Source organism: Streptomyces sp. NPDC050448 (assembly GCF_040655295.1).
Lineage (GTDB): Bacteria > Actinomycetota > Actinomycetes > Streptomycetales > Streptomycetaceae > Streptomyces.
In genome coordinates, this window is the sequence record NZ_JBFAJR010000019.1 from 79,897 (window position 1) to 97,922 (window position 18,026).

The window sequence follows — 18,026 nt, forward strand, 5'->3', positions numbered from 1 at the left end:
GGGCCGGCCCCATCCCCCGAGGGCCGGCCCTGACCGGGCCGACGCGACTGGCAGCTCACTCGGCTACCCCCGTAAGCGAAGTTAGCTGACAGCTATCGGCGGGGTCCACGGTGGCGGAATCCGTGCAGATTGTCAACTGGCCGCTAATCTGCAAAACTGGCGGATAGCTGAGAGCAATGTCGAGGAGGTGGCGGAAGGGAGATGCACAGTGTCGGAGACTGACGACCGGCCCGTGCTGGCAGTGCGTCTGGACAACCTCTTCAAGACGCTTCGCCCCAAGGGCAAGCACTGGACCAATGCCGAGGTGGCGGAGGAACTGAAGCGGGCCAACCCCGAGATCAAGGCCGGCGGCGTGTACCTGTCGCAGCTGCGGACGGGCAAACGCTCCAACCCCTCGCCGGACCTGCTCGCCGCCCTCGCCCGCTTCTTCGGCGTATCGGTCGCCTACTTCTTCGACGACAAGGTCGCCGAGTCGGTACTCGGCGAGGTCGCCGCCATCGAGGCCCTGCGACAGGCAGGAGTCCGCTCCGTGGCGATGCGCGCGGCCGGCATGAAGAAGGAAAACCTCCAGGCCGTCACGGCCATCATGGACCAGTACCGGCAGATGCAGGGCCTCCCTCCCGTCACCGACCCTGCGGACCCCTCGGACCCGGAGTGAGGGTCCCCGGGAAGGGGCGGTCGGCCGACCAGGACCGCCGCAGCCAGCTCAAGAGGCTCCGGAAGGACGGCGCGCGGCGAATCGCCGAACTCGACCTGCCGGAGGGAGCCGATGTGGCCGAACTCTGCCGCTACCTCGGCGAGATCCGCAACCGCCCCATCACGCTCGTCCCCATGCCGATGCCCGCGTCGCAGCCGTGCGGGATGTGGGTCGCCGCACGCGACGAGGACCTCATCTTCTACGACGCCAACACGACCAGCGCGCATCAGGAGCACATCATCTTGCACGAGCTGGGCCACATCATCTGCTGCCACCGCGGGGCGGGCTTGCTGGACGAGGCGAGCTCCCGCATCCTCTTCCCCAACCTCGACCCCGACCTCGTACGTGACATGCTCCTGCGCGCGACGTACGACGACGTGCAGGAACAGGAAGCGGAGGTCATCGCCTATCTGCTCTCCCAGCGGATGAGCAGCGCCGAGGAACGCCACGGCTCACCCCCGGCCTCGGCCGAGGCCTCCGACAGCGGGGCATCCGGAGAGACCGAAATGCTCAGCCGCATCGAACGCACCCTGTTCTGACGTGGGTCACTCACCCCCGGGCGGCTGCCACCTCCTCGGCCAGCACTGACACGGCCCGCCGGATGTCGTCCTCGGTGTGTTCGCTGGTGACGAAGAACCGCAGCCTCGCGAGCCCCTCCTCCACCGCGGGGTGGAAGATCGGATCGGCGATGACACCCCGGTCGAACAGCCGGTCCGCCACGCGCAGGGTCCTCGCAGAGTCGCCCAGGACGCACGGCACGATCGGTGTGTGGGCACTGGTGCCCGTCGCCAGACCGGCCGAGGCCGCCAGGCCGACGAACAGCGCCGCGTTCCGCTGGAGCGCACGCACCCGCTGCGGTTCCGCGGCGACCAGCTCGGTCGCGGCCAGCGCCGCGGCCGCATTGGCCGGAGTCAGCCCGACGCTGTAGACGAAGCCGGGCAGCGTATGCCGAAGCCATCGCACCATCCGCGCCGAGCCGCCCAGGTAACCTCCGCAGCTGGCAAAGGACTTGGAGAGGGTACCCATCCACAGATCCACGCCGGACCGGTCGACGCCGTAGAACTCGCCGACGCCGCGCCCGCGCTCGCCCACGGTGCCGATGCTGTGCGCCTCATCGACCATCAGCAGGGCGCCGTAACGTCTCTTCAGCTCGATCACGGCGGGCAGGTCGACCAGGTCGCCGTCCATGCTGTAGGCGCCCTCGACGGCGATCAGGACCCGTCTGAACCGGGACCGGTTGACGCGCAGCATGTGTTCCAGCCGGCCCATGTCGTTGTGGGCGAAGGGACGCCGCGCCGCCCCGGACAGCGCGCAGCCCTGAAGGATGCTGTCGTGGGCGAGCGCATCGTGGATCACGAGGTCCCCGGCCCCGACGAGGTGTCCTATCGCGGTGACATTGGTGGCGTGCCCGCTCACCAGTGCCAGGCAGTCCCCGACGCCGAGGAACTCGGCGAGTGCCCGTTCCAGCCGTACGGTCAGATCCCGTTCGCCGGAGAGCATCCGGCTCGCGGAGACGGAGGTCCCGTACCGGTCCACCGCCTGGTGCGCGGCCTCGCTGACCGCCGGATGACCGGAGAGGCCCAGGTAGTTGTAGCTGCCGAAGGACAGGTACGCCCGGCCGCCGATCACGGTCGTGTCGCGGATGTTGCCCTCGTGGACCCGGAAGTACGGGAAGTCCGCACCTCCGGCGGCGATCGAGCTCACGCGCTCCTCGAACTGCCGCACCTCCGGGAAGTCATCGACGCACGCGGTGGCGGCACTCCAGTCGGCCCCCGTCTCCCGGGGCAGGGGCTCATCGGGCGCCGGCCGGACCCGGTCCGCCCGCGTCTGCCGGGGCAGGAGCTCTCCGGGCGGCTGCTCCGTGAGCTGCGGACCGACCAGCCCGATCAGCCGCTCGACCGTGAGCCCGGGCGAGAACATCTCCTCGGTGGAGAAGCCCGGCACCCGCTGGCCGATGATGACCTCCAGCTCCTGCAACATCAGCGAGTCGAAGCCGAGATCGGTCGTCAGCGTCATCCGGGCGCTCAGGTCCGAGAGGGGGAAGACGCCGGTCCGCGACACCGCTTCCAGCACGATGGACGCCGCGGACGCACCACCGGCCCATACCGCCTCGGGCGTCTCCTCGGGTGTCTCCTCGGGCGAGTCCACCGGCCCGGTCCGGTCCGCCACCACCTCGCGAGCCGATTCGTCCACCACCCAGTGGTGACGCGGGGCGAGTGGACTCGGCGGCAGGGTGCACGGGGGTGTGCGCTCCCGCACCGGACGAAGCCCCGGGCCGGTGACCGCGCGTACCGCGAGCCGGCCCAGCGCGGTCGTGCGTGCGGCGGCCGGCAGCGAACCCGGCGCCGGCACCTCGACCTCCTCCGGCTCGCCTGGTGGCACGGTAGCGACCGTGCCGGCCGCCTGTCCCGGCCCGAGCTCCCCGGTACGGCCCGCCGCCACGGCCTCGGCCGCCGCGGTCAGCTTGGTGACGGCGTCGGCGCTGTCGTGTGCCACCAGCGCGAGGCGCTCCGCGAAGGGGGCCCGGCGGGCCAGGGTGTCTGCCACGCAGGCCAGCGGCGGCTGGTCGCCGGCGATGGTGTGTGCCAGTTCCCGGGCGTAACGGGCCAGTCCGGCCCTGTCCCGGGCGCTCAGCACCAGGAGATGCGCCTCCCCGTCCGGCGCCGGACGGGGCGGTGCCGTGGGGCACTCCTCCACCACCAGATGGACACCGGTGCCGCCGAAGCCGAAGGCGCTCACCCCCGCACGGCGCGGCCGCCCGGACCCCGGCCACGGGGTCGCCGCCGTCGGGATCGTCAGCCGGGCGGCGTCGAGCCCGGAAGTGTCGGCCAGCTCGAACTCCGGCTGGGGCGGTATCACTCCCCGGTGCACGGCCAGAACGGTCTTGACGAGCCCGGCTATCCCCGCGGCGTTGAGCGAGTGCCCCACCACCGCCTTCACCGCACCGAGGTAGGCCGGCGCGGGCGCACCCCCTTCACCGCGCAGTTCGCGCAGGACACCGACCTCGACGGGATCGCCGACCGTCGTCCCGGTGCCGTGCGCCTCCAGGTATCCCACCGCATCCGGGGGCAGGCCCGCATCCCGGTAGGCCCGGCGCAGCGCCCGCAGCTGACCGGCCGCCTGGGGATGCATACCGCCCTGCACGGTCCCGTCATTGGCCGTGCCCACACCCCGGATCACCGCGTAGACCCGGTCGCCGGCCTCCAGCGCATCGGCCAGGGGCCGCAGCACCAGGACCCCGGCGCCCTCCCCCAGGACGAAGCCGTCGGCCTCCGCACCGAACGGCAGGCACCTGCCGCTGCGCGAGATGGCGCCGATCCGGCTCAGTCCCACCAACAGGTCGGGAGCGAGGATCATTTGGGCGCCGCCCGCGAGCGCGATGCGGCTGCGGCCCGCGCGCAGCGCGAACACCGCGTTGGCCACGGCCATGAGTCCACCGGAACACGCCGCGTCCAGTGCGTAGCTCTCGCCGTGCAGATCGAAGACAGAACTGATCGTGTTCGGCCCCATGTTGAGCAGGAGCCCGGCCACGGACGTGCCGTGCAGCCCGTCCACCGCGCGGACCGTCTCCGGCCACCGGGGGTCGGCCGCCCGCGCCCCGAACTCTCCACCGGCCAGCTGACGCATCCGTATCTGCATGGTGCTGAGCTCGCGGTAGCCGCTCTCGGTCAGCGAGGTGATGACGGAGGTCTCTTCGCGGTCGAAGCCCTCGGCCTCCCACCCCGCGTCCTGGATCGCCTCGCGGGCGAGGTCGATCAGCAGCCGGTGCTGAGGGTCCATCGACCTGGCCCGCCGGGGCGGAATGCCGTAGTGCACCGCGTCGAAGTGGCCCACGTCCGGCAGCAGGGCCATCGTGTCCGTGTACGTGGAGGATGGATCGCGGAAGTTGTCGCTGAGAAAGGCGGCGGAGCGCCACCGCGAGTCCGGGATGGTGGAGAACTGCGCCTGCGGGGCCGTGAGGAGCTGCCAGTACTGGTTCAGATTGCGCGCCCCGGGAAACCGGCAGGCCATCCCCACGATCGCGACGTCATCGCGCCGCACTCCCGCTGAACCCCCTGCGTGGTCCTGCTCGGTCGCAGATGTCACCGGGAGGTGGCCAGCCGCTCACGCCACCAGTCCACCGTGGCCTTGACCTGCTCGTCGACGGGAGTGGCCCGCACCGCGAACCCGGCTTCGTAAGCGCTCGAGTCGAGGACGAACGGGCGGTCGAACTGGTAGCGGATCTCCTTCAGTTCGCGGATCAGCGGCGAGAAGAGCGACACCACGCCCAGCACGGCGGGCGGCAGCCTGCGCACCGCGACCGGCCCCGTTCCCGCCTGGGCGGCGAGCAGGCCCACCATCTCCCGGACGGACCGTGCGGGCTCCGTCGGGACGTGCCAGGCCCTGCCCCGGGCCCGCTCCTCGCCGGCGACCTCCACCAGGGCCCGGGCGACATCGGGGAGATAGCTCCAGCTGTGCGGGGCGTCCGGATCCCCGAGGGTGGAGACCGGCTTGCCGCGCAGCAGCGGAGGCATCACCCGGGCGGCCAGGTGCCCGCCGTCGGTCACGCCGGGCCCGAAGAAGTCCGATGCCCGTACCTCGACCGTCTTGATGCGGCCCGCTTCATGCAGCTTCCGCGCCTCCTCCCAAGCGGCGGCGCGCACGCGCCCCTTGGGGCCGGTCGCCGCCAGCGGCAGCTCCTCGGTCAGGGGACCGTCCACCGGACCGTAGCCGTAGAGGTTGCCCAGGATGACCAGGACGGCCCCGGTCGCCTCGGCCGCCGCGCAGACCGACGAGGCCAGTGGCGGCCAGTCGGCGGCCCAGCGGTGGTACGGAGGTGCGGCGCAGTTGTAGATCGCGGAGGCGCCCTGCGCGGCCTCGGCCAGGCGTCTGCTGTCCGTCGCGTCCAACGCAAGGTGCTCGATGCCGGGCTCCGCGCTGCGGCCCGACTTGGTCACGACCCGTACCGAATGCCCCTTCTCGACGAGCAGTCGAGCTGTGGCCGCCCCGGCGGGCCCGAATCCTATGACGACATGAAGGCTCACGGGCGAACACTAGCGCGGGATCCTGTTGGGTCATGTCCGGTCTCCGCTAAGTCGGCCACCGCTGGCGGAAGTCCGCTCACTCGGCGCGGCGTCCGTCGGGGAACGCGGCTGGAACCGGGACACCGCCACGCCGGCCAGGCACAGTACGCCGCCCAGCAGGGCCAGCCAGGCAGGCACTTCACCCAAGAGGGCCCAGCTCAACAGCACGACGATGGCCGGCACGGCATAGGTCGTCGCGCCCAGCTTCCCGGCGGGCATGCGCGCCAGGGCGTAGGTCCACGTCGTGAAGGCGAGAGCAGTCGGCACCACGCCCAGGTAGACCATGTTGAGCGTCGCGGAGACCGGCGCCCTCGGCAGTTCCGCGACCAGCTGCCCCGTGAAGGGCAGGCAGGCCACGGCCCCGGTCAGGCAGCTGTAGGCGGTGATCTGCAGGGGGGTCCCGAAGGAGAGCGCGGGCTTCTGCGCGACCACGCCGGTGGCGTAGGCCACCGCCGCGAGCAGGCACAGGACGACCCCGAGCACCGAGGTCGAGCCGTCGCCACCGGACGACATGGACAGGCCGACGACCACCGCTCCGACGAAGGAGACCGCCATGCCGGCCAGCAGGCGTGGCGGCAGTGCCTCGCCGAGCAGGCGGGCCGCGAGCAGTGCCATGAGGATGGGCCCGGTGTTCACGAGCAGGGCCGCCGTACCCGCGTCGACCAGCCGTTCGCCCCAGTTCAGCGCGACCGTGTAGCCGCAGAACCACACCAGACCGGACAGCAGGATTCCGCGCCAGGCTCCGCGCGGCGGCAGGCCTTGGCCACGGATCAGGAGCAGGGCGGCGAGCACCAGCGAGGCGGCCAGCAGCCGGCCGAGGGCCAGGGCCCCGGGCGAGTACGCGGAGCCGGCGCTGCGGATGGACACGAAGGCGGATGCCCAGGCGAACACGGTGAAGGAGACGGCGCCGACCGTGAGGGCGCCGGGCGGGATCGAACGCAGGCGAGGCTTCATGCGCCCAACCTACGAGCACAACACTTCGGTGTCCACCGAAATATATGCCGCCTGCTGCCGCCTCGAGCTCAGCTCCAGGCCTCCGGGCCGATCCCCAGCAGGTCACCGAAGGCCCCTTCCCCGGCCGCGGTCACCTCCAGCGCCCGCCCGCCACCCGCCGGCCGCACCACCCACTCCTCGCCGAGCGCCCTCGCGCACAGCCGTGCCCCGGCGAGGCCGCCCAGGTGACGCCGCCGTTCCGTCCAGTCCAGGCAGGAGCTCGCCAGCGGCCTGCGCCCCGCGTGGACGAGGCTGACGCCGGCCCGGGCGCACCACTCGCGCCCGGCCCCGGTCAGCTCGAAGACGCCCTCCGTGCGGAGCAGCCCGCGGCGCTCCATGGCGTCGGTCACCGCCATGCCGAGCCGCCCCGCGAAGTGGTCGTAGCAGGTACGGGCGCGGGCCAGCGGGTCAGGCGCAGCCACGACGGGTACCGCGTGAGCGGCGTCCCGGTCCGGGATCGCGTACGAGGCCAGCTCGTCGACGAGGCGGGCCGTCGCGGCGTCGGCGATCCGCACGTAGCTGTGCCGGCCCTGCCGCTCGGTGACACAGATGCCCGCATCGAGCAGGCGCGTCAGATGGCCGCTGACGGTCGACGGCGCGACCGCGGTGATCCGGGCCAGCTCACCCGCGGTCCAGGCACGCCCCTCGAGCAGCGTCATGCAGATGGCGGCCCGGGTTTCGTCGGCGAGCGCTGCGGCGAAGGCGGCGAGGCGCGCCGCGGGGGCGACACCGTCCGCCGGCAGTGCGGCATGCTGTTCGTTCATGCTTCCAGAATGCCGCAAGAGTTCGGTGAGCGACGAATGATTGTGGCTGCCCCACCCCTCCGTGAAGAGCGAGCGGAGCCGGACGGGCCACCGGTTCCCCCTCGGACCCGGCTTCTGCGGCCGGGACCGGTACACGCCGGACGCGGAGGCGGCAGCCGACGGACGGCGGACCGGACGCTTCGACTAGGGTCGGCGGGACAGCACACCATGAACCACCATCGACCACGAGGAGCAGCCGTGAGCCGGCCGGCGTCCACCGTTCTGCAGCAGGAGATCGCCCGGGAACTCGAGGTGTCGGAGACCTTCGACGCACACCGGGAGATCGAGCGCCGGGTGGCCTTCCTCGCGGAACGGCTCACCTCCACCGGCCTGCGCTCCCTGGTGCTCGGGATCAGCGGCGGCGTGGACTCCACCACGGCCGGCCGGCTCTGCCAGCTCGCGGTGGAACGGGCCCGCGAGGGCGGCCACGAGGCGACGTTCTACGCGATGCGGCTGCCCTACGGAGTGCAGGCCGACGAGAAGGACGCCCAGCTCGCCCTCGGCTTCATCAACGCGGACCGGGTGCTGACGGTGGATGTCAAGCCCGCCAGCGACGCCGCGCTGGAGGCCTCCCTCGCCGGCGGCACCGTCTTCCGGGACGCCCACCACCAGGACTTCGTGCAGGGCAACATCAAGGCCCGCCAGCGCATGATCGCCCAGTACGCGGTGGCCGGCGCCCACGACGGCCTGGTCATCGGCACCGACCACGCGGCGGAGGCCGTCTCCGGCTTCTTCACCAAGTTCGGCGACGGCGCGGCCGACCTGGTCCCCCTGACCGGACTGACCAAGCGCCGGGTACGCGCCGTGGCCGACGTCCTGGGCGCCCCCACGGAGCTGGTCTGGAAGACCCCCACGGCGGACCTGGAGACACTGGATCCGGGCAAGGCCGACGAGGACGCCCTCGGTGTCACGTACGACGACATCGACGACTTCCTGGAGGGCAAGCCGGTCGACGAGCGCGCCTTCGACACGATCGTCCGCCGCTACCGCCTGACCGAGCACAAGCGCCGTCTCCCGATCGCGCCGTAACGGAAAGGGACCGGCGATGCGGCGACCGGTCCGGCGGTGGATCGTGGCGGGATGGGCCGCCCTCGTACTGGCGGGCGGCGCGTGCACGCTGTACCTCCACGACGAGACGAGCGGCGCACCGGAGCCGAGGCGGTGGGAACGTGCTCCGTCACGGCAGGCTGAGCCGCGTCCCTGCCCCAGCCCGAGCGGCGATGCCACCCCCGCCCGGCGCGACTGCGCCTACTGGGAACGGGGGTAGGGCCTTTCCCGCCGACGTTCCGGAGGAGATGCGCGGCGCAGCAAGCCGTGAGCAGGGCGGCGACCGCCGGGCCGTCGTACGCCCGCGCTTGCGGGACCTCGCGCGGGGAGCGGACGGGCGCCCGTGTGACCATGGCCCCTTTGGCACATCCGCACCTCATGGGGGGGACCATGCGCACCCGTACCACCACCGTCTCGACCGGCGTCGCCGGCGCGCTCGCGGCGTTGCTCGTCCTGGCCGGCTGCACCTCGTCCGGTGGGAGCCCGAGCGCGAAGGCGAGCAGCGCGGCCGCTCCCGCCGCGCCGGGCAGCGGCTCCGGGTACGAGGGCCCCCGGCCGCAGGACCAGAACCTCCTGGCCTGGACCGGCGACCCCAACGACGCCGGGCACGTCACCGCCCAGTCCGCCGCCGGGATCGGCGGACGGGTCACCCTGGTGCGGATCGTGCTGCGCGAGCAGATCACCTGGTCCAACATCTGGCTGGGGCTCGCCGGCGTCGACCCGAACGCCCAGCTCTCCCAGTGCTACCTCGGCGTCTACGACGCCACCGGCACCCTGCGCGCATCCACCGCGGACATCACGCCGCAGCTGATGACCGATGCCGTGGCCAAGCCGCTGCCGCTCGCCAAGCCGTTCACCGCCGCCCCCGGTACGTACTTCGTCGCCCTCCTCCTCAACGGCAACTGGGCCACCAACGCCCTCACGCTCAAGTCCACGGGCGCCGGGATCTCGGTGAACGCAGGCCTGACCCCGCCGAACCTCCGCTACAGCACCGTCCTGACCGGCCAGACCTCCCTGCCGGCCACGGTGAACCTCGCCGAGCAGTCCACCGGCACGGTCAACACCGGCTGGGCCAGCCAGTGGTACGGAATTTCCTGAACCGGCCTGCGGCGGCGGGGCGGCACCGCGGACTGGCACCGTGTCCGCCTCCTGGCGGCGATCCCCCCGTGGCTGCTGCTGATGCCTGCGCTCCGGCGCACACGTACACGTACGCGCGCACACGTACACGCGCACGCGTCGGCCACCCGGACCCCCGGCCCGACCGCAGCGGGTGCGGGGTACGGCCGGATGGGGGAAGCTGGGGACGAGTGTGGCACCGACGGCCGACGGATGACGCGAGGAGGGTCTCGTGAACGCTTCAGGAGACGGCGGGCTCGCTCCTGCACCCCGAGCCGGGGTGCGGACGGCCACCCTGCTGTGCGCGGCTGCGGCCCTCGTGGTGGGGGTCGTACCGGCCTCCGCGCAGACCCGGGCCGCCCCGGATCCGGAACCGGTCGTGGTCGTGGACTGCTTCTCCCAGCCCCAGGTGCGCCCCGAGGAGTACCTGCTGGCCTGCGGTGACGGGAACAACCGCCTCGTTCGGCTCAGCTGGGACACCTGGGGGCCGAGGAAGGCGACGGCCACCGGCACCGACTTGGTGAACGACTGCAACCCCTACTGTGCGGCGGGCCGCTTCCGCGCGCACCCGGTCATGGTGACCCTGGCCGGCCCGAAACCCTGGCCCGGACACCACGACATCCAGCGCTTCACGACCATCCGCCTCGTGTACACCGAGACCGCGCCGTCCCCGGTCCCCAAAGACGTGACCTACAAACTCGTGTACTGAACGGCTCCGGGGCGGATAGCGTCCCGCCGTGGCAACCGGCGGGACGCTATCCGCGGAGGCGGGCACCGGTCAGATAGTCGGCCTCCTCCAACAGCCGTGCCCGCCGCTCCTCTTCCTGAGCACGCTCGAGTTCTCCCCGCAGCGCCGGCTCGGTGCACATGACCGTCGCCCGCGGCACCGGGATCCGCTGACCGGGTTTCTCGGTGAACGGCTGCAGCTCCGCCGCCGACCCATGGGCGTCCTCCGACGAGCCGCGGGGTCGCGAACTGCGGGACGGCGAGGCCGAATTCCTCCAGCTCGGCCCCGATCGCCGCCCGCATGCTGAGCCGGGTGTGGCGGACCAGGAAACTCAGCGGCCGACCCCGTCCGCGGCCTGGGCGCCACGCCCGGCCAACTCCAGTGGGCCGCGGGCGCCTACACACTCGCCTTCGCCGGCCCGATGTTCACCGGGGGCGCACTCGGTGACCGGTTCGGGCACCGCAACACACTGCTGGCGGGGGGCACGGCCCTGTTCGGCGCCGCCTCGGCCTTCGCCGCGTACTCCTCCACAGCTCGTGGTGGCCGATGTCCGACGCGCCCTGGCCCCGGCCACGTGCAGGCCGCACTCCACCTCGGCAAAACGGCGTCAGGAACCGGCCGCGTGGAAGGCCGTGGCACGGACGTTGTTGCCGCACAGCGCGAACTCGCCACCGTCGTCCGGCGCCAGCTGGGTCCGCCCGCCCGCGATGCCCACCACCAGCGAAGGCGCGACGGTGGGCTCGGCGCCGGAGGCGCAGTAGCCGCCCGCCTCACCGAGAACGGGTGTGAACGAGAGCTGCGCCGAGGCCTGGCCTCCGGCCGCCAGCGGCACGGGCCGCGCCCTCCCCTGGCGGGCGACCTGGAGGGGCCTGTTCTTGTCCGGCGAGCCCTGGCCCGCGACGGCCACGGTGGGGAAGCCGCGCAGTACGCAAGGCTTCGGACCCTGGTTGGTCACGGTGATCACCACCTGGGTGGGCCCGGTTCTCTGCGCGCTGTTCGCAACGATCTGGGTGCTCGTGCACGGGGCGGCCGGCGGTCGCCGCAGGGCCTCCCCGGCTGCCGCCGCCCCGGAACCGGCGCCCGCCAAGAGGCCTCCGGCCACGGCGCTCGCCACGAGCAGCACGGACGAGACCTTGATCGCACCACTTCTCGCTGCGCATTTCATGGGTTGTCCTCCACTGTGTACGGCCCGGCCCGAAGTTCGGGGCCTGCCCCCTCCCAGCGTCCCACCAACCCGCGCCCTCGGCGCGGCACGGGCTCTTCGCCCCGATCGACACGTCGGGCCGGGCGGGGGACGATGGGAGGGACGGACACGTTCCGGCGCCTTTGGCGGTTCGTCTGCGCGAGCCGGCCCGACGGCCGTCCTGCTCGTCGCCCCGTTCCCCTGGCTCCCTCACGGGAGGAAGCATGTTGAACCGACGCGTACGTCTGCTGGTGCTCACCCCTGTGCTGGCCGGCTCACTCATCGCCGCCCCTGCCGCCTTCGCGTGGGCCCCATCGGCCGCCGCCCCCGCGGCCACCTGTTCCATCTCCGGCGTCCTGCCCAATGGAAAGGTGCACCTGTCCGGCGGCGGTTTCACACCCGGGTCTGCCTTCCTGTCCTCGCCGACCGCCGCGGGCGGGGCCTTCACGATCGGCGAAGACGGCGGGTTCCAGATGCTGAACGTGGAGAACGCCCAGTACACCGTGTCGCAGGGCAACCAGCAGACCGATTGCAGCGGGTTCAAGCAGTGACTCGGGTCAGACCGTTTCCCGGTTCCTGAGGGCTTCCGACGCCCCGGAGGGCCGTTCGTCACCGCCGGCGGGGACGAACACGAGCCGGGCTCCGGATCGCAGCGGGGATTCCCAGGCGGTCTCCACCTCGGCCATCGGCACGGCGACCGCCTCGGTGGTCGGCGCCAGGGCGGGCAGCCGCGCCAGCAGGTCGCGCAGCGCGGCATCGCGGCGTGCGCCCGAGATCGAGCCGAGCCCGCTCCCGCAGACGCTCACGTCCGCCTTGCGGAACCACGCGGACGGCACGGTCATGTCGGCCCCTGCCGCGGAACCGACTTGTACCCATCGCAGGGGACGGGTGAGATCGGCGCGGTGGCGCAGGATTCCGTCGAGCGCCAGCTCGGCAGGCCGGTCCCACAGATAGTCCAGCACGATGTCCACGTCGGCGGCCGCCGCGCCGAAGGCGGCCGCGATCTCCTCGTTCGGGCCCTCGAGGGCCACCGTACGGTGAGCGCCCAGCCCTGCCGCAGTCCGCAGGGCGAGCGGATCGCGCCCGGCCGCCACGACGGCGCCCGCGCCTTGGTCGAGGGCCAGCTGGATCGCGGCCCGCCCGGCGTTGCCCGTGGCACCGAGTACGAGCACCGACTCCCCCTTGCGCAGCCGGCCCCGCTCACGCAGCGCGATCCATGCGGAGGACGCGGGGTTCATGACGGCGGCGACGGCGACCGGGTCGAGCCCCTCCGGCACGGGCATGAGCGCGGCGGCCGGTACGGCGACACGCTCGGCCATCGTCCCGTGCGGGGGCTCCAGCCCCGAGATGTAGACGAGTTCACCGGCCGTGGTCCGGCCCACCCCGTCGAACCCGGGGATCAGCGGCAGCGCGTCGCCACCCGTGTAGTGGCCGCCCGAGGCGAACGAGCGCACCAACGGGTACAGCGCGGCCGCCAGTACCTCGACGACGACCTCGCCGGCCGCGGGGGCCGGCTCGGGCACGGACTCGTACCGAGGCGGCTGCCCCAGGGCGTGGACCACGGCTGCGTACATGAACTGGCCCCCAAATGGGTGATTAAGCGATATCCCGGACGGTCCGATTGTGACGGCTCCCTGCCGGGCGTGCCGGCTGCGCCACGCGGCAGGGGTTCATCGGCCTGCCGTGGCGAGGCCGTGCGCCCCGGCCGAGTGCACGAAGTCCGTCAGGGAGACGGTGTAGTCACCCTCGTCGGGGCGGTAGGCGGTGCAGTACCGCGTGGGGTACCAGCCGGGGGTCCGCCAGGCCGCCGGCTGGGGAACGGCCTCGCAGGTGCGGTGGGCGGCCGCGGTGCGGTGCCGCTGGAGGAAATCCCTGGTGAGCATGGGCTCCATGAAGATGAGGCCGCCCGCGTACGCCCCGTAGATGAAGGTCTGGCCGCTGAGCGTGCCGGTGGACGGGGGTCTGCTGTCCAGGTGCGCGCCCATGGCGCCCTCCGCGGTCTGCGGGCTGCTCGCGGGGTAGCCCGCCGGCAGATACGCGGCCGGGACGGGCCTGCCGGCCGTGGCCACTTGGTCGCAGGCGATGAGCAGCGCGCACCCGCCGGTCTTGATCCCCGTCCGGACCTCCCGGGGAACGAGGTAGAAGTGCACGTCGAAGTGGGCGACGTCGTAGCGGCCGTGCGGGTTGTGGCCGTGCGGGTTCCAGTTGAACAGCACCCACTGGAAGGGCAGGCCGGCCGAGGCGGCCGGGGCGGCCGGCAGGGAGAGTTCCCGGCTGTGGCCGCCGACGCATTCGTGGGTGTCGTCGAGGTGCCCGTCGGCATCGGCGTCGTAGCAGTGCTTGCCGTCGGTGGGTGTGGTGGGCAGCCCGGTGACGGCCGAGGCGGTCAGGGAGACTCCCAGTGTCCGGGGGATCCCGCCCTGGTACTCGCTGTACGCCCGGACCGTCCCGCCGCCCAGGCGGGCGGCGGGACCGTACGTGGAGCAGGCCGCGCTGCCGGTGCTGTCGGCGCAGGCGGGCAGGCGCGCGGCGGAGCCGGAGGGGGGCGGCGGGGCCGGACGCTGCCCGATGCCGGACAGGAGCGCCGCGAGCAGTGCGGCGGAGGCGAGCGCGGCGGCGGAGGTGGACCGCAGGCGGGAGCCGTTCATACGGCGACGCTCCAGGAGGAACGCGCATTGAGCGCTGTGGCGTCCACGCCGGTGACCTGGCGCGTACAGGACTTGATGCCGTCCAGCCTCTCTTCCGGCAGGACTTGGCGAATGTCGAGGAAGCCGTTCGGGGCAAGGGCTTCCACCTGGCGGAGCACCGGGTCGGGTTCCAGCCGGCGGTGCGCCGCGAGGAGACCGGTGGTCTGCGGCAGGCGGGCCGCCTCGTACCGCGACAGGGCCTCGTCCACGTCGTGGTGGGCGAGCTCGTACGCCAGCACCCGGGCGTCGACGATGGCCTGCGAGGCACCGTTGGACCCGGTGGGGTACAAGGGGTGGGCGGCGTCGCCGAGCAGGACGACACGGCCGTCCGTCCAGGACGGCAGCGGGTCGCGGTCGATCATCGGGTACCGGCCGATGCGGGGCGCCCCGGCGATGATGCCGTGGAGGTCGAGGAAGTCGCTGCTCCAGCCTTCGAGATGGGCGAGCACCTCCTCCGGCGGCACCGCACGGTCCCAGTCGGCACCGCCCCGGGCGTCCTCTTCCCCCAGGCCGTCGTCGGTGCGGCTCTCCACCACCCAGTTGAGCAGGCACCGCCCGCTCCCGTCGGGCCGGGAGACGGGATAGGCCACGGCCTTCACCCTCGCGTTGCATCCGACGATGACCATCGTGCGCCCGTCGAGGAAGGGAGGGCCTTCGGTCACCCCGCGCCACATGGATATCCCGTTGCCGAGCGGCGGCCCTTCGTCCGGATACATGGTCGCGCGCACCGCCGAGTTGATTCCGTCCGCGCCGATGAGCAGGTCGCAGGAGAACGGGCTCGGCCGGCCCGCCACATGCGCCCGTACGGTGTGCCGGCCCGGCTCCCCGCCCGGCTCCCGGCCCTGCTCGTACCGCACGAGGCGGCCTCCGGTGACCAGCGCCTCGGGGCCGAGCCGGTTGCGGACCGCCGACAGCAGGATGTCCTGCAGGTGCGCCCGGTGCACCGAGTACTGCGGCCAGTTGTAGCCGGCGGCGCGACCGCGGGGTTCCGACCAGATCAGACCGCCGTAGCGGTGGTGGTACTCCAGCCGGGCGGTCGCCACCGCGACGCCGTCGAGCGCCTCCGCCAAACCGAGTTCGGTCAGCTCGCGCACGGCGGCGGGCTGCAAATTGATTCCCGCGCCGACCGCGCGCAGGCTGGGACACGCTTCCACGACGAGCACATCGTCCAGCCCTGCCGCATGAAGGCTCAAGGCCGTAGTCAATCCGCCAATTCCGGCACCTGTGATCACGATGCGCGGAGATTTCTTTCGGCCGTACGGAGACATGCCTTCTACCTCCTGGGAAAGACGCCTTCCGTTGAAAGTGCGGTACTTCACCGATGAGTACAACCACGGTCGCATGAGGTCAAGATGCGCAGGTCAGGCACTTCCGTTCACCCGATCAGACCATGGCCGAGTGCCGCCTGATGGGTGACATGGCTTTAATCAGGTGTCGGCAACAGAAAGGCTGCGACATGCATCAAGTGACGTTCGAACCGTGCGACGTCCAGCGCCTCCAGCATGCTGTTGACTACGCCCTCCACGCCTCCAAAAAACCACTGGACGCTCTCCTGCCACCCTGGATACCGGGCGATCTCAAACGGGAAATCAAGAGCGGATGCGTTGTATCGCATTGCGCAACGCTACTGTTCCCGGAAACAGTGGAATCCGCTCTCGAGTACTTCGATGAGAACGGCTGGCCCGCCTCGACCACCATACCGAGCGTGCTGGTGAAGCGCCGTCTGGTGGAGCGTCACTGGCTCCCGGACGATGCGGACATACGGGTGACGCGGCTGCGCGTCACGGCCGGCCTGGCGCCGGAGGTCGAGGTCTTCCTCTTCCCGCGGTGCAGCCCCGGCTACACGGACGACGTGGGTGCGCAGGAGCGCGTGCACGGCTTCGAGAACCACGTCGGCCTGTTCATGGACAGGCCCGACGAGAGTGCGCTGTCCCGCCTGGCGGACCGGCTCGAGACCACCGGCCGAATGGTCTACGAGGGTTCGGCGCACAACCCCCACGAGAACACCACCATGCTGTACTTCGCCCCCAGCGCGTCCGTGGCCACATCCCGGCGCCGCTTCCCCCGATGGGAGCTGCAGTGCGCGGGCGATCTGACGGCTTTCGCCGGCCGGCGCCCGGTCCGGACGGAGGCACTGTGCAGCGCGTACGCAGCCCTCAAGGCGAACCACGTGGACGGCGGTATGGCGCAGTCCGCCCGTCTGCCGGTTCCGGTCGCGGTACCGGAAGGCTGACCACCGGATCTGGGCTCCCCGCCTCGGTGTACCGTTCCGCATGAGGCGGGGAGTCCTTGACCGATGGCGCAAAATAGATGTGCGGGGCACTGATCGGGCGCTCACGGCCTTCTGATACCTCTTCAGGCCATGAAAAAGATCACCCGCCGACAGGCCTTGGGCACTGCGGCCGGCGCACTCACCGCCGCCGGAGTGACCGCCGCCGTCATTCACGCCACCTCCACGTCCTCGCCGGGCGGCGATCCGAAGGGGGGCGAGGCGGCTTCGTCGCCCGGCCCCATGCCGACCAGTACCGTCGACGAGGTCTTCGAGGGCCGCCGCATCCAGATCAGTTTCGACGCAGCCAACCACCAGGGCGGCCACCACTCCCCCGGTCTGCCCACCGTCCGAATAGACGGCAACGAGCTGCACGTGATGCGCAACGCCGACGGCAGCTGGGTCAGCGTGGTCAACCACTACCAGACGTTTCCCGACCCCGTCGCAGTCGTCCGCGCCGCCGTGCGGGACCTCCAGGGTGCCGCCCTCGCCGCGTTCGGCCCCACGGGGGGCACGTCGTGACCGTCCGCAAGAACCAGGCCAAGCTCACCCCGGACGAGAAGCGCGCCTTCACCGGTGCGCTGCTCGAGCTCAAGCGGAACGGCACCTACGACCGCTTCGTCAGCGCCCACAACATCTTCCTCATGAGTGACAGCGACTTCGGCGACCGGGTCGGCCACCGCGCCCCCTCGTTCCTTCCCTGGCACCGCCGCTACCTGCTGGACTTCGAAGCCGAACTGCAGAAGGTGGATCCGAGGGTCTCGCTCCCCTACTGGGACTGGACCGTGGACCGCACCGCAGCCTCCTCGCTCTGGGCGGCGGACTTCCTGGGCGGTACCGGCCGGGACCGCGACGGCCAGGTGCTCGACGGCCCGTTCGCGTACGCCGCAGGCAGGTGGCCCATCACCGTGGGGGTGGACAAGCGCCCGTACCTGCGGCGCACCCTCGGCGCCGCAGTGCCCGAGCTGCCGACCAAGGCCGAGGTGAACGCCGTACTCGCCATGCCGGTGTACGACACGGCTCCCTGGAACAGCGCCTCGGACGGCTTCCGCAACCATCTGGAGGGCTGGCGCGGCGCCGGCCTGCACAACCGGGTCCACGTGTGGATCGGCGGCCAGATGGCCAGCGCGGCCTCGCCCAACGAACCGGCGTTCTGGATGCACCACGCCTTCATCGACATGCTGTGGGCCGAGTGGCAGCGCCGGAACCCGAAGTCCGCCTATCTGCCCGCCACGGGCACGCCGGACGTCGTGGACCTGCACAAGCCGATGCGCCCGTGGAACAACGTGACCCCGGCCGACATGCTGGACCACCGGAAGTTCTACACGTTCGACACCGAATCGGCCCACTGACCGCAGCAGCGGGGGGGGCCCCGGCCGGGGGGGCCCCCCCGGCCCAACGCCGCCACACCCGAACCACCCAAACGCGAACCCCACCCAGA

Annotated in this window: 18 protein-coding genes; 9 read left to right on the plus strand and 9 right to left on the minus strand. The window is 71.9% G+C overall.

Translation table 11 applies throughout. The annotated features are described in order from the left end of the window. Positions 1-208 precede the first annotated feature (208 nt). Together AB0I68_RS22555 and AB0I68_RS22560 are read left to right on the plus strand one after the other, a co-directional pair. On the plus strand, positions 209-658 hold the full coding sequence (locus AB0I68_RS22555) for a helix-turn-helix domain-containing protein (RefSeq protein ID WP_363179132.1): 450 nt from the start codon (positions 209-211) through the stop codon (positions 656-658). Continuing rightward, a complete protein-coding gene (locus AB0I68_RS22560; RefSeq protein ID WP_363179133.1) occupies positions 655-1,236 on the plus strand; it encodes a toxin in 582 nt (193 codons plus the stop codon). The genes AB0I68_RS22555 and AB0I68_RS22560 overlap by 4 nt, the downstream gene beginning before the upstream one ends. A gap of 10 nt (positions 1,237-1,246) precedes the next feature. On the opposite strand, the gene AB0I68_RS22565 is transcribed toward AB0I68_RS22560, so the two are convergent. From AB0I68_RS22565 to AB0I68_RS22580, 4 genes are all read right to left on the minus strand, one after another. Beyond that, positions 1,247-4,738, minus strand: coding sequence for an aminotransferase class I/II-fold pyridoxal phosphate-dependent enzyme (locus AB0I68_RS22565; protein WP_363179134.1), 3,492 nt, complete (start codon positions 4,736-4,738; stop codon positions 1,247-1,249). 41 nt (positions 4,739-4,779) lie between these two features. Further along, positions 4,780-5,721 (minus strand): NAD-dependent epimerase/dehydratase family protein, encoded by a 942-nt coding sequence (locus AB0I68_RS22570; RefSeq protein ID WP_363179135.1) that lies wholly within the window; start codon positions 5,719-5,721, stop codon positions 4,780-4,782. 30 nt (positions 5,722-5,751) lie between these two features. Continuing rightward, positions 5,752-6,714, minus strand: coding sequence for a DMT family transporter (locus tag AB0I68_RS22575; protein WP_363179136.1), 963 nt, complete (start codon positions 6,712-6,714; stop codon positions 5,752-5,754). A gap of 68 nt (positions 6,715-6,782) precedes the next feature. Further along, positions 6,783-7,517, minus strand: coding sequence for a winged helix-turn-helix domain-containing protein (locus tag AB0I68_RS22580; protein ID WP_363179137.1), 735 nt, complete (start codon positions 7,515-7,517; stop codon positions 6,783-6,785). 237 nt (positions 7,518-7,754) lie between these two features. On the opposite strand from AB0I68_RS22580, the gene nadE reads away from it, so the two are divergent. The 3 genes from nadE (at position 7,755) to AB0I68_RS22595 (ending at position 10,428) form a co-directional block, all read left to right on the plus strand. Continuing rightward, a complete protein-coding gene (gene nadE, locus AB0I68_RS22585) occupies positions 7,755-8,585 on the plus strand; it encodes an ammonia-dependent NAD(+) synthetase (RefSeq protein ID WP_363179138.1) in 831 nt (276 codons plus the stop codon). 408 nt (positions 8,586-8,993) lie between these two features. Next, positions 8,994-9,701: a hypothetical protein gene (locus AB0I68_RS22590; protein WP_363179139.1), complete on the plus strand. Its 708-nt coding sequence runs from the start codon at positions 8,994-8,996 to the stop codon at positions 9,699-9,701. Between the two features lie 250 nt (positions 9,702-9,951). Further along, positions 9,952-10,428, plus strand: coding sequence for a hypothetical protein (locus tag AB0I68_RS22595; RefSeq protein WP_363179140.1), 477 nt, complete (start codon positions 9,952-9,954; stop codon positions 10,426-10,428). Between the two features lie 625 nt (positions 10,429-11,053). Here AB0I68_RS22595 and AB0I68_RS22600 read toward each other — a convergent pair. Then, positions 11,054-11,611 carry a DUF4232 domain-containing protein gene (locus AB0I68_RS22600; RefSeq protein ID WP_363179141.1) on the minus strand — a complete coding sequence of 186 codons (558 nt, stop codon included), beginning with the start codon at positions 11,609-11,611 and terminating at the stop codon, positions 11,054-11,056. A gap of 242 nt (positions 11,612-11,853) precedes the next feature. On the opposite strand from AB0I68_RS22600, the gene AB0I68_RS22605 reads away from it, so the two are divergent. Then, positions 11,854-12,180 carry a hypothetical protein gene (locus tag AB0I68_RS22605; RefSeq protein ID WP_363179142.1) on the plus strand — a complete coding sequence of 109 codons (327 nt, stop codon included), beginning with the start codon at positions 11,854-11,856 and terminating at the stop codon, positions 12,178-12,180. A 6-nt stretch (positions 12,181-12,186) separates the two neighbouring features. On the opposite strand, the gene AB0I68_RS22610 is transcribed toward AB0I68_RS22605, so the two are convergent. From AB0I68_RS22610 to AB0I68_RS22625, 4 genes are all read right to left on the minus strand, one after another. Further along, entirely contained in the window at positions 12,187-13,203 is a 1,017-nt protein-coding gene (locus AB0I68_RS22610; RefSeq protein WP_363179143.1) for a zinc-binding alcohol dehydrogenase family protein, read from the minus strand. 96 nt (positions 13,204-13,299) lie between these two features. After that, positions 13,300-14,277, minus strand: coding sequence for a hypothetical protein (locus AB0I68_RS22615; RefSeq protein WP_363179144.1), 978 nt, complete (start codon positions 14,275-14,277; stop codon positions 13,300-13,302). Further along, on the minus strand, positions 14,274-15,584 hold the full coding sequence (locus AB0I68_RS22620; RefSeq protein WP_363179145.1) for a flavin-dependent oxidoreductase: 1,311 nt from the start codon (positions 15,582-15,584) through the stop codon (positions 14,274-14,276). The genes AB0I68_RS22615 and AB0I68_RS22620 overlap by 4 nt, the downstream gene beginning before the upstream one ends. 155 nt (positions 15,585-15,739) lie before the next feature. Continuing rightward, positions 15,740-15,931 (minus strand): hypothetical protein, encoded by a 192-nt coding sequence (locus AB0I68_RS22625; protein WP_363179146.1) that lies wholly within the window; start codon positions 15,929-15,931, stop codon positions 15,740-15,742. Between the two features lie 27 nt (positions 15,932-15,958). Here AB0I68_RS22625 and AB0I68_RS22630 point away from each other — a divergent pair, with 27 nt between their 5' ends. The 3 genes from AB0I68_RS22630 to AB0I68_RS22640 all read left to right on the plus strand — a co-directional run bounded on the left by AB0I68_RS22630 (position 15,959) and on the right by AB0I68_RS22640 (position 17,937). Continuing rightward, a complete protein-coding gene (locus tag AB0I68_RS22630; protein ID WP_363179147.1) occupies positions 15,959-16,549 on the plus strand; it encodes a hypothetical protein in 591 nt (196 codons plus the stop codon). A 129-nt stretch (positions 16,550-16,678) separates the two neighbouring features. Next, positions 16,679-17,107, plus strand: coding sequence for a tyrosinase family oxidase copper chaperone (locus tag AB0I68_RS22635; protein WP_363179148.1), 429 nt, complete (start codon positions 16,679-16,681; stop codon positions 17,105-17,107). Continuing rightward, positions 17,104-17,937: a tyrosinase family protein gene (locus AB0I68_RS22640; protein ID WP_363179149.1), complete on the plus strand. Its 834-nt coding sequence runs from the start codon at positions 17,104-17,106 to the stop codon at positions 17,935-17,937. Before AB0I68_RS22635 ends, AB0I68_RS22640 begins: the two co-directional genes overlap by 4 nt. Positions 17,938-18,026: the final 89 nt, after the last annotated feature.

Excerpts from the sequence above, each read along its gene's own strand:
- AB0I68_RS22590 (WP_363179139.1), top strand. The coding sequence starts at position 8,994 with ATGCGCACCCGTACCACCACCGTCTCGACCGGCGTCGCCGGCGCGCTC.
- AB0I68_RS22610 (WP_363179143.1), bottom strand. The coding sequence starts at position 13,203 with ATGTACGCAGCCGTGGTCCACGCCCTGGGGCAGCCGCCTCGGTACGAG.
- AB0I68_RS22575 (WP_363179136.1), bottom strand. The coding sequence starts at position 6,714 with ATGAAGCCTCGCCTGCGTTCGATCCCGCCCGGCGCCCTCACGGTCGGC.
- AB0I68_RS22605 (WP_363179142.1), top strand. The coding sequence starts at position 11,854 with ATGTTGAACCGACGCGTACGTCTGCTGGTGCTCACCCCTGTGCTGGCC.
- AB0I68_RS22580 (WP_363179137.1), bottom strand. The coding sequence starts at position 7,517 with ATGAACGAACAGCATGCCGCACTGCCGGCGGACGGTGTCGCCCCCGCG.
- AB0I68_RS22625 (WP_363179146.1), bottom strand. The coding sequence starts at position 15,931 with ATGCGATACAACGCATCCGCTCTTGATTTCCCGTTTGAGATCGCCCGG.
- AB0I68_RS22615 (WP_363179144.1), bottom strand. The coding sequence starts at position 14,277 with ATGAACGGCTCCCGCCTGCGGTCCACCTCCGCCGCCGCGCTCGCCTCC.
- AB0I68_RS22635 (WP_363179148.1), top strand. The coding sequence starts at position 16,679 with ATGAAAAAGATCACCCGCCGACAGGCCTTGGGCACTGCGGCCGGCGCA.
- AB0I68_RS22620 (WP_363179145.1), bottom strand. The coding sequence starts at position 15,584 with ATGTCTCCGTACGGCCGAAAGAAATCTCCGCGCATCGTGATCACAGGT.
- AB0I68_RS22600 (WP_363179141.1), bottom strand. The coding sequence starts at position 11,611 with ATGAAATGCGCAGCGAGAAGTGGTGCGATCAAGGTCTCGTCCGTGCTG.